Annotated in this window: 18 protein-coding genes; 5 read left to right on the forward strand and 13 right to left on the reverse strand. The window is 66.3% G+C overall.

Annotated elements, in window-relative coordinates; translation table 11 throughout:
- Positions 1 to 80: 80 nt before the first annotated feature.
- The 3 genes from ACGRVM_RS07770 (at position 81) to ACGRVM_RS07780 (ending at position 2,736) form a co-directional block, all read left to right on the forward strand.
- Complete coding sequence (locus ACGRVM_RS07770) at positions 81 to 884, forward strand: hypothetical protein (protein WP_377171171.1); 804 nt, start codon at positions 81 to 83, stop codon at positions 882 to 884.
- Positions 885 to 1,048: 164 nt separating this feature from the next.
- Positions 1,049 to 1,807, forward strand: a complete 759-nt coding sequence (locus tag ACGRVM_RS07775; protein WP_377171169.1) for an electron transfer flavoprotein subunit beta/FixA family protein — start codon at positions 1,049 to 1,051, stop codon at positions 1,805 to 1,807.
- Positions 1,807 to 2,736, forward strand: a complete 930-nt coding sequence (locus tag ACGRVM_RS07780; protein WP_377171166.1) for an electron transfer flavoprotein subunit alpha/FixB family protein — start codon at positions 1,807 to 1,809, stop codon at positions 2,734 to 2,736. The genes ACGRVM_RS07775 and ACGRVM_RS07780 overlap by 1 nt, the downstream gene beginning before the upstream one ends.
- Positions 2,737 to 2,792: 56 nt before the next feature.
- Here the strand turns inward: ACGRVM_RS07780 and ACGRVM_RS07785 are convergent, their stop codons facing one another.
- Positions 2,793 to 3,620, reverse strand: coding sequence for a DUF6473 family protein (locus ACGRVM_RS07785; protein WP_377171164.1), 828 nt, complete (start codon positions 3,618 to 3,620; stop codon positions 2,793 to 2,795).
- Between the two features lie 171 nt (positions 3,621 to 3,791).
- Between ACGRVM_RS07785 and ACGRVM_RS07790 the strand changes: the two genes are divergently transcribed.
- Positions 3,792 to 4,667 (forward strand): 3-hydroxybutyryl-CoA dehydrogenase, encoded by an 876-nt coding sequence (locus ACGRVM_RS07790; RefSeq protein WP_377171162.1) that lies wholly within the window; start codon positions 3,792 to 3,794, stop codon positions 4,665 to 4,667.
- 257 nt (positions 4,668 to 4,924) lie between these two features.
- On the opposite strand, the gene trpB is transcribed toward ACGRVM_RS07790, so the two are convergent.
- The 5 genes from trpB to ACGRVM_RS07815 form a co-directional block, all read right to left on the reverse strand.
- On the reverse strand, positions 4,925 to 6,154 hold the full coding sequence (gene trpB, locus ACGRVM_RS07795) for a tryptophan synthase subunit beta (RefSeq protein WP_377171159.1): 1,230 nt from the start codon (positions 6,152 to 6,154) through the stop codon (positions 4,925 to 4,927).
- Positions 6,155 to 6,228: 74 nt separating this feature from the next.
- Positions 6,229 to 6,873: a phosphoribosylanthranilate isomerase gene (locus ACGRVM_RS07800; protein ID WP_377171156.1), complete on the reverse strand. Its 645-nt coding sequence runs from the start codon at positions 6,871 to 6,873 to the stop codon at positions 6,229 to 6,231.
- A 6-nt stretch (positions 6,874 to 6,879) separates the two neighbouring features.
- The gene (locus tag ACGRVM_RS07805) at positions 6,880 to 7,230 is read right to left on the reverse strand and encodes a LapA family protein (RefSeq protein WP_377171154.1); all 351 of its coding nucleotides are present in this window, start codon (positions 7,228 to 7,230) and stop codon (positions 6,880 to 6,882) included.
- A 3-nt stretch (positions 7,231 to 7,233) separates the two neighbouring features.
- Positions 7,234 to 7,515, reverse strand: a complete 282-nt coding sequence (ihfB, locus tag ACGRVM_RS07810; protein WP_377171152.1) for an integration host factor subunit beta — start codon at positions 7,513 to 7,515, stop codon at positions 7,234 to 7,236.
- A 221-nt stretch (positions 7,516 to 7,736) separates the two neighbouring features.
- Positions 7,737 to 8,510, reverse strand: coding sequence for a sulfite exporter TauE/SafE family protein (locus tag ACGRVM_RS07815; protein WP_377171150.1), 774 nt, complete (start codon positions 8,508 to 8,510; stop codon positions 7,737 to 7,739).
- 166 nt (positions 8,511 to 8,676) lie between these two features.
- On the opposite strand from ACGRVM_RS07815, the gene ACGRVM_RS07820 reads away from it, so the two are divergent.
- A complete protein-coding gene (locus ACGRVM_RS07820; protein ID WP_377171400.1) occupies positions 8,677 to 10,371 on the forward strand; it encodes an acyl-CoA dehydrogenase family protein in 1,695 nt (564 codons plus the stop codon).
- Between the two features lie 96 nt (positions 10,372 to 10,467).
- On the opposite strand, the gene ACGRVM_RS07825 is transcribed toward ACGRVM_RS07820, so the two are convergent.
- The 7 genes from ACGRVM_RS07825 to acpS form a co-directional block, all read right to left on the reverse strand.
- Positions 10,468 to 11,163 carry a fumarylacetoacetate hydrolase family protein gene (locus tag ACGRVM_RS07825; RefSeq protein WP_377171148.1) on the reverse strand — a complete coding sequence of 232 codons (696 nt, stop codon included), beginning with the start codon at positions 11,161 to 11,163 and terminating at the stop codon, positions 10,468 to 10,470.
- A 55-nt stretch (positions 11,164 to 11,218) separates the two neighbouring features.
- Positions 11,219 to 11,953, reverse strand: coding sequence for a DNA repair protein RecO (recO, locus tag ACGRVM_RS07830; RefSeq protein WP_377171145.1), 735 nt, complete (start codon positions 11,951 to 11,953; stop codon positions 11,219 to 11,221).
- A gap of 58 nt (positions 11,954 to 12,011) precedes the next feature.
- Positions 12,012 to 12,344 (reverse strand): DUF1491 family protein, encoded by a 333-nt coding sequence (locus tag ACGRVM_RS07835; RefSeq protein ID WP_377171143.1) that lies wholly within the window; start codon positions 12,342 to 12,344, stop codon positions 12,012 to 12,014.
- A 52-nt stretch (positions 12,345 to 12,396) separates the two neighbouring features.
- Positions 12,397 to 13,302 carry a GTPase Era gene (gene era / locus ACGRVM_RS07840; protein WP_377171141.1) on the reverse strand — a complete coding sequence of 302 codons (906 nt, stop codon included), beginning with the start codon at positions 13,300 to 13,302 and terminating at the stop codon, positions 12,397 to 12,399.
- A 258-nt stretch (positions 13,303 to 13,560) separates the two neighbouring features.
- Positions 13,561 to 14,265, reverse strand: coding sequence for a ribonuclease III (rnc, locus tag ACGRVM_RS07845; protein ID WP_377171139.1), 705 nt, complete (start codon positions 14,263 to 14,265; stop codon positions 13,561 to 13,563).
- Positions 14,262 to 15,092: a signal peptidase I gene (lepB, locus tag ACGRVM_RS07850; protein ID WP_377171137.1), complete on the reverse strand. Its 831-nt coding sequence runs from the start codon at positions 15,090 to 15,092 to the stop codon at positions 14,262 to 14,264. The genes rnc and lepB overlap by 4 nt, the downstream gene beginning before the upstream one ends.
- Positions 15,093 to 15,184: 92 nt before the next feature.
- Entirely contained in the window at positions 15,185 to 15,610 is a 426-nt protein-coding gene (acpS, locus tag ACGRVM_RS07855; protein WP_377171134.1) for a holo-ACP synthase, read from the reverse strand.
- Positions 15,611 to 15,616: the final 6 nt, after the last annotated feature.

Consider the following 15,616-nt stretch of genomic DNA (forward strand, 5'->3'; position numbering starts at 1 on the left):
GCGTCTGGCGGCGTGCGCGCGGCTATGGCAGTCTGGCGCCGTCCGGGCTGCCGGACACCGCCGAAAAGGAGCGCGCGCCCATGAGTTTGCCCACCATCGCCATGTTCTGGGACGGCCCGCCTCCCGGCTTCATCGAGCGGCTTTGCATGACCTCGTTCATCGATGCGGGGCACAAGGTGGTGGTCTTTTCCTATGGCGGTCTCAGCGGCCTGCCGCAGGGAATCGAGCAGGCCTCCGCCAACGACATCCTGCCGCATCGCGACGGGATCGCCGTGCACGAGCGCACGGGCAGCCCCGCCGTTCACTCCGACAAGTTCCGCTATCATCTTCTGGCCGGGAACGACGGTATCGTGTGGTCCGACACCGACGCTTATTGCCTCAAGCCCTTCGAGCCGAAAGACGGCTACATGTTCGGGCGCGAGACGGACAAGATCGTGGCGAGCGGCGTGATGGCCCTGCCCTCCGGCTCTCCGACGCTGCGCGCGCTGATCGAGTTCTGCGAGGACGAATACGCGATCCCGCCCTGGATGATGCCCAAGCACAAGCGCGAGATGCGCGCGCGCGCCGAGGCGGGCGATCCCATGCATGTCTCGGAAATGCCATGGGGGGCGTGGGGGCCGAAGGCGCTGTCGCATTTCCTGCACGCGAACGGCGAGTTCGACCGCGCGCTTGAGCCGCACGTCCTCTACCCCGTCCCGTTCGAGCATCGGCGCGACTACTTCCGCGACGCGCAGAAGACATGGAAACGCGTGCGGGACGATACCGTCTCGATCCATTTCTACGGCCGCCGCGTGCGCGCGCGGCTCTTCAACCGCTTCGGCGGAACGCCGCCCGAAGGCTCCATTCTCGCCGAGCTGGCGCAAAAGCACGGCGTCGAACCCTGAGCTCCGGCGTATAAACGCAGCCTTGAGCGCCGGAAGGCGCGGCCAAGCGATGGTGTGACGGTTTTGCCCTGTTTTCGCCCGGATGAAACCTATATCACACCCGGGTAACAGCCTGTCACGGAGTCGCCGCGCGGCTCTCAAGTCAATCCGAAGGAGACCATGCAATGAAGGTGATCGTGCCTGTCAAGCGCGTGATCGACTATAACGTGAAAGTCCGCGTCAAGGCGGATGGGAGCGGCGTCGATCTTGCCAATGTGAAGATGTCGATGAACCCGTTCGACGAGATCGCCGTCGAACAGGCGATCCGTCTCAAGGAGGCCGGCAAGGCCGAGGAAGTCGTCGCCGTATCGATCGGCGTCAAGCAGGCGCAGGAAACGCTGCGCACCGCACTCGCGATGGGCGCCGACCGCGCGATCCTGGTCGTCGCCTCCGAAGACGTGAACACCGATATCGAGCCGCTGGCCGTCGCCAAGATCCTCAAGGCGATCATCGACGAAGAGAAGCCCGGCCTCGTCATCGCGGGCAAACAGGCGATCGACAACGACATGAACGCCACCGGCCAGATGCTCTCGGCCCTGCTGGGCTGGAGCCAGGGCACCTTCGCATCCGAGCTGGACATCGAGGGCGATCACGCGGTCGTCACGCGTGAGGTGGACGGCGGCCTTCAGACGATCAAGGTCACGATGCCGTCGATCATCACCGTCGATCTGCGCCTCAACGAGCCGCGCTATGCCTCGCTGCCCAACATCATGAAGGCGAAGAAAAAGCCGCTCGATGAAAAGACCGCCGCCGATTACGGCGTCGATGTCACGCCCCGCCTGCAAGTCACCGGCACGAAAGAGCCCGAGGCACGCAAGGCCGGCGAAATCGTGGGCTCGGTGGACGAGCTCGTGTCGAAACTCAAAGAAGCGGGGGCCGTGTAATGGCTGTTCTTCTCCTTGCCGAAGTGACCGATGGCGAACTGGCGATGGACGCCACCGCCAAGGCCGTGACCGCTGCCGCGCAGCTGGGTGATGTGACCGCGCTCTGCTGTGGCGCCTCCGCCGCCGCTGCGGGCGAGGCGGCGTCCAAGATCAAGGGCATCTCCAAGGTGCTCGTGGCCGAGGACGCATCCCTGGGCCATCGCCTGGCCGAGCCGACCGCCGCGCTGATCGTGAGCCTTGCGGGCGATTACGAGCATATCGTCGCCCCCGCCACGACCGATGCCAAGAACGTGCTGCCGCGCGTCGCGGCCCTTCTCGACGTGATGGTGCTGTCGGATGTGTCGGGCATCGTGTCCTCCGATACGTTCGAGCGCCCGATCTATGCCGGCAACGCGATCCAGACGGTGAAATCCACCGACGGCAAGAAGGTCATCAGCTTCCGCACCTCGACCTTCGACGCCGCCGAAGAGGGCGGCAACGCGCCGATCGAGACGATTTCGGCCACCGACAATCCCGGCCTCTCGGAATGGGTCGAGGACAAGGTCGCGGCTTCCGACCGCCCCGAGCTGACCTCGGCGGGCGTCGTCGTCTCGGGCGGCCGCGGTGTCGGCAGCAAGGACGATTTCGCGATGATCGAGAAGCTGGCCGATGCGCTCGGCGCCGCTGTCGGTGCGAGCCGCGCGGCGGTCGATTCGGGCTATGCGCCGAATGACTGGCAGGTCGGCCAGACCGGCAAGGTCGTGGCCCCCGATCTTTACGTCGCCGTCGGCATCTCGGGCGCGATCCAGCATCTCGCCGGCATGAAGGACTCGAAGATCATCGTCGCGATCAACAAGGACGAAGAGGCGCCGATCTTCCAGGTCGCCGATTACGGCCTTGTCGCCGATCTCTTCGAGGCCGTGCCTGATCTGACCAAGAAACTCGGCTGAGCCTTTCGGGCACTGCCGCAGAGGGCCCGCCCGCGCACCCCGCAGGCGGGCCTTATTCATGCGCCGAGAGCCTCCCGAAGCGCGGGCATCAGCGCGTCGGCAGCCAGCGCATGAACGCCCGGGCCGGGCAGTTCGGCGGCCGCCTGCGCCTCGAAGGGCGAGAAGGCCATGCCCCGCCCACCGAGCGCAGCCTCGCCGTACGCCAGCTCCACCAGCCGCACGCACGCGCCGCCCGGGGCCTCCAGCATCGCGCGCGTGACGAAGGCGGGCGCAGCCCCCGGCCCGGGCAGATCGGCCCGAAGCGGCGCGGCCTGCGGCGCAAGCCAAAGGAGCAGGACCGGCGCATCGATCCGCGTCAGTAGCAGCCGCATCCGAGCGCGCCATGCCTGCTGCAGCTCGCGCCGGACGGGCGCGAACCGCTCGGGCGAGAGATCGGCCAGATGGCCGAGCATGTGCCTCGTGAAATGAAACTCGGTGAAATCGACCTCGGGATAGATCGCCCGCAGCAGCACCGATGGCTTGACGAAGCGGTCGTTGCGGCGCGGATGCACCGTGAAATAGCGGTTCGAGAGATTCTGCGCGCCCGGCACCTGCACCACCGCCAGTGCCGCGCCGGAGGCCGCGGGCAGGATCGCGCTATCGTGCAAGAGCACGTCCAGCCCCGCATTGGGCCAGCCGAGATTGATGCAGGGCAGCCCGCAGCGCTCCTCCACCAGCGCCGGGAAGGGCCGCCTTATGAATTTGCCGTAGGTCTCGGTTCCGCCGAGAAACGCGACATACCGCCCGCGCGGATCGCGCGCCGGGCCGCGAAAGAGAAGTTTCGACGTGCCATAGCGGCACGGCATGTAGTCGAGGGGCGTCGCCCCAAGCTTTTCGAAAGCCATTTTTCCCACCAGTTCAATTCACCCGACCGGCAGATTCGGCCCAATGCCTTTAGGAATCGCTAAAGCGCGAATTCGACTAAATCTTTTCGCCGCGCCCCTGCGCCCCCCGGCCCTTGCGGCCCCCCTGCCCAAGGGCCTATTGTGCGCCGACATCGCAAGCGGAGCAGGGCCATGAACATCGAGACAATCGGCATCGTCGGCGCGGGGCAGATGGGCAACGGCATCGCGCATGTGATGGCGCTGGCGGGCTATGAAGTGCTCATGACCGATGTCAGCCAGGATGCGCTCGACAAGGCGATGGAGGTCATGCGCCGCAATCTCGAGCGGCAGGTCAGCCGCGAGAAGATCAGCCAGGCCGACATGACCGGGGCGTTGTCACGCATCGACACCACGCTCAGTCTCACCGATCTGGGCCGCAGCGATCTCATCATCGAGGCCGCGACCGAGCGCGAGACCGTCAAGCAGGCAATCTTCGAGGATCTCATCCCGCATCTGAAGCCTGAGACGATCCTGACCTCGAACACCTCCTCGATCTCGATCACGCGCCTCGCGAGCCGCACCGACCGGCCCGAGAAATTCATGGGCTTTCACTTCATGAACCCGGTGCCGGTGATGAGCCTCGTCGAACTCATTCGCGGCATCGCGACCGACAAGGAGACCTATGACGCCTGCCTTCAAGTGGTCGAGCGGCTGGGCAAGACCGCCGCGTCCGCCGAGGATTTCCCGGGCTTCATCGTCAACCGCATCCTGATGCCGATGATCAACGAGGCGGTCTACACGCTCTATGAAGGCGTCGGCAACGTGCGCTCGATCGACCAGTCGATGAAGCTCGGCGCGAACCATCCGATGGGCCCGCTCGAGCTGGCCGATTTCATCGGCCTCGACACCTGCCTCGCGATCATGAACGTGCTGCATGACGGGCTGGCAGACACGAAATACCGCCCTTGCCCGCTTCTGACGAAATATGTCGAAGCCGGCTGGCTGGGCCGCAAGGCCGGGCGCGGCTTCTACGACTACCGAGGTGAGACCCCCGAGCCCACACGCTGACGTCTCGCCCAGCCCCCGGCGCCGCGCCCGCGAGTATTTTTTGCCAAGATGAAGCAGGGCGCTTAACTGGCCTTTAAAGATTATGCGGGCAGACTGAGCGCGCGGTACAGGCTGGAGAGCCGATGACCGTCCAAGGTGAAGCCCCGCCGTCCTTTCCGCCAAGCGAGTGTCGGGCGGCGGGGTGACCTTGCGGCTTCATCTTGGTGAAAATACTCATTCAAGCGGCCGGCGAAGGGAGCGCGCATTGCTTTTCGCGCTCAGTCCTTCTCTTCCATGCCGAAGCCCAGATGCTTCGCCACAGTGAAGATGTCCTTGTCGCCCCGCCCGCACATGTTCATGATGACGAGGTGATCCTTCGGTAGCTCAGGCGCGATCTTCATCACATGGGCGAGCGCATGGCTCGGCTCGAGCGCGGGGATGATCCCCTCGAGCGCGCAGCTGAACTGGAACGCCTCCAGCGCCTCCTTGTCGGTGATCGAGACGTATTTGGCGCGGCCGATATCGTGCAGCCAGCTGTGCTCCGGCCCGATACCAGGATAGTCGAGCCCCGCCGAGATCGAATACCCTTCGAGGATCTGGCCGTCATCGTCCTGCAGAAGATACGTGCGGTTGCCATGCAGCACGCCGGGACGCCCGCCGGTGAGCGAGGCGCAATGCTCCATCTTCTCGTTGACGCCGCGCCCGCCGGCCTCGACGCCGATGATGTCCACGTCCTTGTCGTCGAGGAAGGGATAAAAGAGGCCCATCGCGTTCGAGCCGCCGCCGATCGAGGCGATGATCGTATCGGGAAGGCGCCCTTCGGCCTCTTGCATCTGCGCCTTGGCTTCCTTGCCGATGATGCTCTGGAAGTCGCGGACCATCGCGGGATAGGGGTGGGGGCCGGCGACCGTTCCGATGCAATAGAACGTGTCGCGCACATTCGTCACCCAGTCGCGCAGCGCGTCGTTCATTGCATCCTTCAATGTGCCGCGCCCCGATGTCACCGGCACCACCTCGGCGCCCAGAAGGCGCATCCGGAAAACGTTCGGCTTTTGGCGCTCGACATCATGCGCGCCCATGTAGACCACGCATTTCAGGCCGAACTTGGCGCAGACCGTCGCGGTGGCGACGCCATGCTGGCCCGCGCCCGTCTCGGCGATGATGCGCGTCTTGCCCATGCGGCGCGCGAGGATGATCTGGCCCAGCACGTTGTTGATCTTGTGCGCGCCCGTGTGGTTGAGCTCATCCCGCTTGAGATAGATCTTGGCGCCGCCCAGCTTCTCGGTCATCCGCTCGGCGTAGTAGAGCGGGCTGGGGCGGCCGACATAATGCGTCCAGAGATGGTGCATCTCCGCCCAGAAGCTGTCGTCGGTCTTGGCGTGCTCATATTGCTCTTCCAGCTCGAGAATGAGCGGCATCAGCGTCTCGCTGACGAAGCGCCCGCCGAAATCTCCGAAGCGGCCCTTCTCGTCGGGTCCGGTCATGAAGCTGTTGAAAAGATCGTTCATGTGCGGGTGGCCTTTCCTTGCGCGCGTTGGCGAATGGATAGGGGAGGCGCGCCGGGTTTTCCAGCGAAAACGGGTCAGCCCCGCGCCGCCGCGACGAAGGCCCGCATGAGCCCCGCATCCTTGACGCCGGGCGCGCTCTCGATGCCGGAACTCACGTCGAGCTGGCGCGCACCGGTGCGGCGCACCGCCTCGGCGGCATTCCCGGGAGTGAGGCCACCGGCCAGCATCCACGGCTTGCTCCAGCGCCGACCGGCGATGAGCGACCAGTCGAAGCTGAGCGCGTTGCCGCCGGGCAGATCGGCGCCCTTGGGTGGTTTCGCGTCGATCAGAAGTTGGTCGGCGACCGGGGCATAGCGCTCGATCTCGGCAAGGTCCGGAGCGTCGGCGATGCCGATGGCCTTCATTACCGGCAAGCCGTAGCGCGCCTTGATCTCGGCGACACGCCCCGGCGTCTCGTGCCCGTGCAGTTGCAGCATGTCGAGCGGCACGCGCGCCGTCAGCGCATCGAGCGCGGCGTCATCCGCATCGACCACCAGCGCGACCTTGGCGATCCCCACCGGCACCGCCAGCGCCAACTCGGCGGCCTCGGCGAGCGAGACGTTGCGCGGCGATTTCGGAAAGAAGACGAAGCCCACATAATGCGCGCCCGCCTCCGCCGCCGCCGCGATATCGGCAGGGCGGCGCAGGCCGCACATCTTCACTCGGACATCGGGTGGCATGGCGCGTCAACGGCCGTCGTCGAGAATGGCGAGGACTTCGTCCTTGCCCTCATGCTTCTCGGCCTTGAGGCGCTTGATCTCGGCGCGCATGCGCTGCATCTCCCGCGCTTGGCGCGCGGCGGCGGCCCGCTCGCCCGCCTCCCGGATCCATTCCCAGATGAAGCCGAGGATGAGACCCGCGAGGATCGCGCCGAAGATCACCACGAAGAGCGGGACCTGACCTGCGGGATTGAGCGCGGTGAAGCCCGCGAGATCCTCGGGCACGATGCGCACCGTCACCATCTCGCGATTGGCCAGGGCGACGAGGATCAGGGCCAGCGCGAAGATGGCGATCGAGGCATAGCGAATGTAGCGCATGTATTACTTTCCGTTCAGACGGTCCCGCAGGAGCTTGCCGGTCTTGAAGAAGGGCACGTGTTTCTCTTCGACGGGAACGGCTTCGCCGGTGCGGGGGTTCCGCCCCATCCGCGCATCGCGCTTCTTGACCGAGAAAGCGCCGAAGCCGCGCAGTTCCACCCGGTTTCCGGCGGCCATGGCGTCCGTGATTTCGTTGAAGACGGTGTTCACGATCCGCTCGACGTCTCTCTGGTAAAGATGCGGATTGTCGTCCGCGATCTTCTGAATCAATTCCGATCGGATCATCGGCGCAGTCCCCCGGTCGCTTGTTATATGCCCCATTCGGCTTGGAGGAGACTATAGGTCATCGTCCGGCAAACAAAAACAGAAACCGCCCCTTATCCCCTGAAATCCGCCAATTTTGCCGCCCTCGGCCGGTTTCCGGCGGCGCGCATCGCGGGGCCGGAGCGCGCGGCCGGGGCGGCGCCGGGGGCGCGCCCTGCCCCGCTTGTCCGCGATTCGGGCGCTCAGAGCCCCATGATGCCCCGCCGCAGAAGGTTCAGCCCGGCGATGAGCAGGATCCAGAGCGTCAGCCGCTTGAAGAGCGCCTGATCGATCCGGTCCTGGATCGCGAAGCCGGTCCAGATCCCCAGAAGCGCCGGCGGCACGAGCGCGACCGAAAGCGGCAGTGTCTGCGCATTCAGCACGCCCGAGCCGAGATGCGCGCCCGCCAGCGCCAGCGCGCCCAGCCCGTACATCACGCCCTGAATGCGCACCTGCTCGCGCTTTTCGGTCTCCATCGCCGTCAGCATCGCCACCGTGATCGGCCCCCAGACACCCGAGAGCCCCCCGATGAAACCCGCGGCGCCCCCCATGCCCGCTTCGATCCGGGGGCCGGGATGCGGCGGAAGCCGCAGCGGGCGCCCGGCCAGCGTGGCGGCGGCATAGGCCACGAGCGGCACCGCGATGATGAGCAAAAGCGCCGAGGCGGGCAGGACCGGCACGAGCTGTGCGCTCAGGATCAGCATGCTGCCCCCGGCGATGAGAAAGACACGGAACCGCTTGAGCGAGGCGAGTGCGGCCATCGGCCCCTGCCGCAGCGCCTGCCAGGCATTGGTCAGGAGCGTCGGCACGATGAGACAGGCGAGCGCGAGGTCGGGCGCCATGAAGCTGCTGAGCCCGGAGAGCAGGATCAGCGGCATCGCGAAGCCGACCACGCCCTTGACCACCCCCGCGGCGAGCGCGATGGCATAGGCGAGAAACCACAGATGAGGCGGTCCGAGCGCGGCGAAAATCTCCATGACGCTTCAATACCGGCTATTCATGGGGGGTGGAATGGCCCATATGCGCGTCGATGCGCTATTTTGCCGCGCAATATTAGAACAAGGAGGGGCTATTTTTTGTCTTATAGTTGCGCTGCACCTGCGAAAGGACTAGGAAGGGCGGGACACGGGAAAGGAATGCATGATGGCACATGATGGACAACTCGACATGGCGGCGCCCGCCGTGCTTCTGAACGGTCTGACCGACCTCACGCGCGCGGCGCTCGGGCCGGTGGATGCCATCCTGGGCGCGGCCCGCACCGCACTGCGGAACGCCGTGACCGAGGAGGGGCGCGTCTCGGGCGCGCTCGTCGATGCGCATCAGACCGCCGCGCACGGGCTGGCCTGGCTCGCCACCTATACCGAGGCGCTGCGCCAGATGCAGAACTGGGCCGACCGGCTGACCGAGGCCGGCACCTTCGGCGAGACCGAGGCGCTGATCCACCAGATCGCCTTCGGTGAGTATCTCTGGCAGATCTACGGCGGCATCCCCATGAGCCAGGGCGAGATCCTGCGACTTCAGGATATCGGCCTCAGCCAGGAGCAGATGCGCGGGCTGATGACGGACGAGGTGATGACGCTCACGCAGCAAGGCAACACCCAGGCCGCGCGCGCCCGCCTCGTGCGCCTCATGCAGGAGCAGAGCGCCGAAATCACCGTGGGCAAGACCGGTCTCGAGGACGAGCTAGAGATGATCCGCGAGCAGTTCCGCCGCTATGCGCTCGACCGGGTCGAGCCGCATGCCCATGACTGGCATCTCAAGGACGAGCTCATCCCGATGGAGATCATCGAGGAGCTGGCCGAGATGGGTGTGTTCGGCCTCACCATCCCCGAAGAGCATGGCGGCCTCGGCCTCAGCAAGGCGTCGATGGTCGTCGTCTCCGAAGAACTCAGCCGCGGCTATATCGGCGTAGGCTCGCTCGCCACGCGCAGCGAGATCGCGGCCGAGTTGATCATCTGCGGCGGCACCGATGCGCAGAAGGCGCATTGGCTTCCGAAACTCGCCAGCGCCGAGATCCTGCCCACGGCGGTCTTCACCGAGCCCAATACCGGCTCGGACCTCGGCAGCCTGCGCACCCGCGCGGTCAAGGACGGCGACGACTACCGCGTGACCGGCAACAAGACATGGATCACCCATGCCGCGCGCACCCATGTGATGACCCTCCTCGCGCGGACCGACCCCGAGAGCAAGGATCACAAGGGTCTCAGCATGTTCCTCGCCGAGAAGACCCCCGGCACGGACGAGGCGCCCTTCCCCACCGACGGAATGTCCGGCGGCGAGATCGAGGTGCTGGGCTACCGCGGCATGAAGGAATACGAGATCGCCTTCGACAATTTCCACGTCAAGGGCGAGAACCTTCTGGGCGGCGAGGAGGGCAAAGGCTTCAAACAGCTCATGGAGACCTTCGAGAGCGCCCGCATCCAGACCGCCGCCCGCGCGGTGGGCGTCGCGCAATCGGCGCTGGACGTGTCGATGCAATACGCCGAGACGCGCCAGCAATTCGGCGGCCCGCTCATCGACTTCCCGCGCGTTTCGGGCAAGCTCGCGATGATGGCAGTCGAGATCATGGTCGCGCGCCAGCTCACCTATTTCTCGGCCTGGGAAAAGGATCAGGGGCGCCGCTGCGATCTCGAGGCGGGCATGGCCAAGCTTCTGGGCGCCCGCGTCGCCTGGGCCGCCGCCGATAACGGCCTTCAGATCCACGGCGGAAACGGCTTCGCGCTCGAATACAAGATCAGCCGCATCCTCTGCGACGCGCGCATCCTCAACATCTTCGAGGGCGCCGCCGAGATCCAGGCGCAGGTCATCGCCCGCCGCCTGCTGAGCCAGAGCAACTGAGGAGAAACGGCGCTCCCTTGTGAAGGGGGCGCCATCCCGAAGCTTCATCTTGGCGAAAATACTCGGACCCGGCCCGCAATCGGGCTCCGGCCCCGCCTATGCCGCGATCGTCAGCGTGATCGGCTCGAGCCCGTCGATCGCACCGGCGAGGGAGCTGCCCGGCACTACCGGGCCCACGCCCGCGGGCGTTCCGGTATAGATCAGATCGCCCGGCGCAAGGCGGTAGTAGCGCGACAAATGCGCGATGATCTCGGGCACGGACCAGACCATGTCCGACAGCTTCGCCTCCTGCACGCGCCTGCCATCGAGATCGAGCGTGATCGCCTGATCGCCCGGCGCCCCGAACTCGGCGGCGGGCGTGATCGTGCCCATCAGCGCGGAATTCTCGAAATCCTTGCCCAGATCCCACGGCTTGCGGCCATCCTTGGCCTGCGCCTGAAGGTCGCGGCGCGTCAGGTCGATCCCGCAGGCATAGCCAAAGACCGCGCCCATCGCATCGGCCTCGCGCACCTCATGCGCCTCGGCGCCGATGGCGATGACGCATTCCATCTCGTAATGGCAATCACGCGTGCCGGCGGGATAGGCGATCTCGCTGCCCGAGGGAATCACCGCATGGGCCGATTTCGTGAAGTAGAAGGGCGCGGCGCGGTCCACCTCGTTGCCCATCTCGGCGGCATGGGCGGCATAGTTGCGCCCGACGCAGAAGACGCGGCGCACCGGAAAGATCCGGTCCGTGCCGGCAACGGCGACGCCGGGTGCGGGGGGGATGTCAAACAGGGGAGCGGCGGTCATTCGGGAAATCTCCGTTGAGAATGCCGCGCCTTTATGCGGAGCGCGGGGCCGGGTGTCAAAGCGCCGCGCGCGCCTTGAAGCGCTCGACGAAGCGCGCGCGCGCCTCGGGCAGAGGCTTGGACCCGAGCTCGGGCGCGAGCCAAGCATGCAGGAAATGCCCCGTCAGATCGAAGCCCTGCGCGATCTCGTGGTCGGGTGCGGTGCCGTGGCCCAGAAGGCAGGGCGGCAGCGGCAGAAGGCGGTCCGCCCATTCGCCCGCGCCCGCGCGCGACACCGCGCGCCCCGTGCGCGGCGAGACATAGCTCAGATCATTCGCGCGCCCGCCCAGCGCCGCGCAGGCCGACAGATCGAGGCCGAAGCCCATCTCCTCGAGCAGCGCCAGTTCCCAGCGCAGATAGGCCAGCGGCCAGGCGTCGCGCTCGCCCATCAGATCGAGGAGCGTCTCGGTCCGCGCATAGAGCGGCGGATGCGCCTCGCGCTCGGGCAGGCAGAAAAGAAGAAGCGCGGTGACCGCGTTCAGCCCCGACAGCGCGAGGCGGTCGGTCATCACATGGCTCGCGCGGCTGCGCATCGGCTCGACCGCGAAGGTGCCGATATGATCCTCGAGCCGCGCGCGCCACGCGAGATCGAGTTGCGCGCCCGGTTGCAGGATGGGCGCGAGCTTGCGCGAGGCCCCGCCCCGAACGACACCCGCATGGCGCCCGCGCGAGGGCGTCAGAACCTCGATGATCGCGGCGCTCTCGCCATGCCGGCGCACCGATAGAAGAATGCCCTGATCGCGCCATTCCATGCCGTCTCACCCCCTTGCCGCGCCATGAGGCACCGGGCGGGCCGCGATGGCAAGCGCCTCAATCGGCAAGACCGGGCTGGTCCAGAAGATGCCGGCCCGCACGATCCTCGACCTCGATCACCCAAAGATCGGGATCGAAGCCGCGCTGCCGCGCGATGGCCGCATCGACCTCCGCCTCCGGGCCTTGCGTGAGCGTCTGCCACTGGCGCGCGCCCGACATGAGATCGAAACTGCGCTGAAAGGCCGCCGCCTGCCCGTCGAGCGTGTTCAGCTTGACCAGAACGGCGCCTGCGGTGTCGTCGCCATGCGCCGTCACGAAGGCCGGAATTTCAAGGCCACGAAGCCGCGCGAGATAGGCATGCACCCAGAATTCGGCGGTGAGGCGCGTCATGGCAACCGCCGCATCTGAGTATTTTTGCCAAGATGAAGCATGGACGCGCGCCCTAGTTCCCGTCCTTGAAGTCAAGGCCCATCTCGGAATAGCGCTCGGCCTCTTCCAGCCAATTCGGGCGCACCTTCACCTGAAGGAAGAGATGCACGCGGCGGCCGAGGAATGCCTCGATCTCGGCGCGCGAGGCGGCGCCGACCTGCTTGATCGTCTCGCCCTTGCGGCCGAGCACGATGCCCTTGTGCCCGTCGCGCATGACGTAGATGAGCTGGTCGATCCGGGCCGAGCCGTCCTCGCGCTCCTCCCAGTTCTCGGTCTCGACGGTGAGCTGGTAGGGCAGCTCCTGATGGAGGCGCAGCGTCAGCTTCTCGCGGGTCATTTCGGCGGCGATCATGCGCATCGGCAGATCCGCGATCTGGTCCTCGGGATAGAGCCAGGGGCCTTCGGGCATCTCGCCCGCCAGCCAGCCGCGCAGATCCTCGACGCCATGCCCCTTCTCGGCGGAGATGAGATAGGTCTCGTCGAAGGCGAACCGCTCGTTCATCTCTTTCGTGAGCGCCAGAAGCCGGGGCGATTCCACGCGGTCGATCTTGTTGATGGCCAGCGCGACCTTCCGGCCCTTCGTGACATTGGGCAGGTTCTCGAGAATGCGCTCGACGCCCTCGGTGATGCCGCGATGCGCCTCGATCAGAAGGACCACCACATCGGCATCCGAAGCACCGCCCCAGGCCGCCGCGACCATCGCGCGGTCGAGACGGCGGCGCGGCTGAAAGAGGCCGGGCGTGTCGACGAAGACGATCTGGGACTGGCCCTCTATGGCCACGCCGCGGATGCGCGCGCGGGTCGTCTGCACCTTGTGGGTGACGATCGAGACCTTGGCGCCCACCATGCGGTTCAGCAAGGTGGACTTGCCTGCGTTCGGCTCGCCGATCAGGGCTACGAATCCGGCGCGTGTGCTCATGGGATGCCTATCCAGTGATTGCAGAGCGCACCCCTACCCGATCGCGCCGCGATTGCCCAGAGGGCGCGGGCCTGCGGCGGAGGGTCGCATGGGGAACGCGGCGTTGATGCCTATTTCAACAAGTACATGGCAATCGGGAGGAAAGCATCATGTTCAAGGGCTTGGGACTGTCCATCGCACTCATCACGGCCGGAATGCTCGGCCTGCCCGCCGTGATGGTCGCGGCACTCTGACACTGCAAGGGCGCCTCCGGGGGGATCACTTCGGAGGCGTTTTCGCGACTTGCGCCTCGACGCGCGCGAGCAACGCCTGCGCCGCCGCCTGCTCGGCCTGACGTTTGGAGCCCGCGGTCGCTTCTTCCTGCGCTCCGTTCGGCAACTGCGCCGCGATGGTGAATTGCGGCGCGTGATCCGGCCCGCTGCGGGCCGTTTCCGTGTATTTGGGCGGGGCCATGCCACGCGCCTGCGCCCATTCCTGCAAGGCCGTCTTGGGATCGCGCGCATCCTCGGCCACGGCGCCGATGCGACCGGCCCAGAGCCGCAGGATCATGGCGCGCGCCGCTTCGAACCCGGCATCGAGATAGACCGCCGCGATCACCGCCTCCATCGCATCGCCCAAGAGAGCCTCCTTGCGGCGCCCGCCCGAGAGCATTTCCGAGCGTCCGAGCTTGAGCACCTGGCCGAGCTCGATTTGCCGCGCGACATCGGCGCAGGCCTCCTTGCGCACGAGCGCGTTGAAGCGCGGAGCGAGCTGGCCCTCGCTCGCCTCGGGGTCATGGGCGAGAAGCGCCTCGGCCATCACGAGACCAAGCACCCGGTCGCCCAGAAACTCCAGCCGCTGATTGTCGGACCGTCCGGGCGAGGACATCGAGGGGTGCGTGACCGCCTCGATCAGCAGGGCCGTCCGGGAGAATTCATGCCCGAGCCGCTCGGCGAACGCCTTGAGATCGCTTGAGAGTTTCAATCGAGCCTCTTGAAGAAGCGATCCCCCCGCCACGTCCAGAAATAGAGCATGGACGAACCTGCCGAGGAAAAGATGACGCGCCCGGCCCGGCCGATCAGGTTCTCGTAAGGCACGAAGCCGACACCGCCCACACTCTGCGGATAGCGGCTGTCGGTCGAGTTGTCGCGGTTGTCGCCGAGAAAGAAGTAATGGCCTTCGGGCACGGTGAAGATGCCGGTATCGTCCGAGCGTTGGTCGTCGATATTCAGGATATTGTGCGAATGCCCGCCCGGCAGCGTCTCGATCTGGCGCGATTTCGAGCAGGTGCCCCCCTCGCCCACGACGCCATTCTCGCAGCGCGGCCGGCTGCGCATCGAGCCTTGCGGCGCATAGACCTCATCGAAGCTGCCCGCATCCTCGAGCGCGACGGCCTCGCCGTTGAGGTGGAGCACGCCGTCCTTCATCTGCACGGTGTCACCGGGCAGGCCGATCAGGCGCTTGATGAAATCCTTGTGATTGACCGGATGGCGGAAGACGATGATGTCGCCGCGCTCGGGCTCCTCGCCCCAAAGGCGCGTGTTGTCGCCGTCGAGAAAGCCGCAGATGTCGCGCGCGTCGATGTCGATCGGACCGAAGGCGACGGAGGGGCAGGAGGCATAGGAATAGCCGTAGGCCATCTTGTTGACGAAAAGGAAATCGCCGATCAGCAGCGTGTCCTTCATCGAGCCCGAGGGAATCCAGAAGGGCTGGAAGAAGAGCGTGCGGAAGATGCCCGCGATCAGGAGGGCGAAGACCACCGTCTTGATCGTTTCGATGATGGGATTGCCAGTCTTGGCGCCTTTGGCCATTGCGCGGTCTCCGCCTATGCGATCAGGGCTGTGCGAGCCGGGCCGCTGCCCCGCCGCGTCGAGTTGCTTCATGGGCGCGGGGGCGGGCCAAGTCAACCCGCAGAGGCGCCCTGCCCTTCGGCCAGAGGCCGCGCCTCGATCACCACGAAGGCCTGCGCCCAAGGGTGATCGTCGGTGAGGGTGACATGGATCAGCGCCGAATGCCCCGGCGGCGTCATCTCGGCGAGCCGCTCCGCCGCCCAGCCGGTGACCTCCATCACGGGCTGGCCGGTGACGAGGTTGCTCACGGCCATGTCCTTCCACGCGATGCCCATGCGCAGGCCGGTGCCGAGCGCCTTCGAGCAGGCCTCCTTGGCGGCCCATCGCTTGGCATAGGTGCCGGGCGTGTCGGCGCGCGCCTCGGCCTTGCGCTGTTCGGTCTCGGTGAAGACGCGATTGCGAAAGCGATCGCCGAACCGCTCGAGCGTGCCGGCGATCCGTTCGATATTCGCCAGATCCGTGCCGATGCCGAGGATCATGCGCGC

The sequence above is a fragment of the Roseovarius aquimarinus genome (assembly GCF_043661195.1).
In the GTDB taxonomy this organism is placed as follows: Bacteria; Pseudomonadota; Alphaproteobacteria; order Rhodobacterales; family Rhodobacteraceae; genus Roseovarius; species Roseovarius aquimarinus.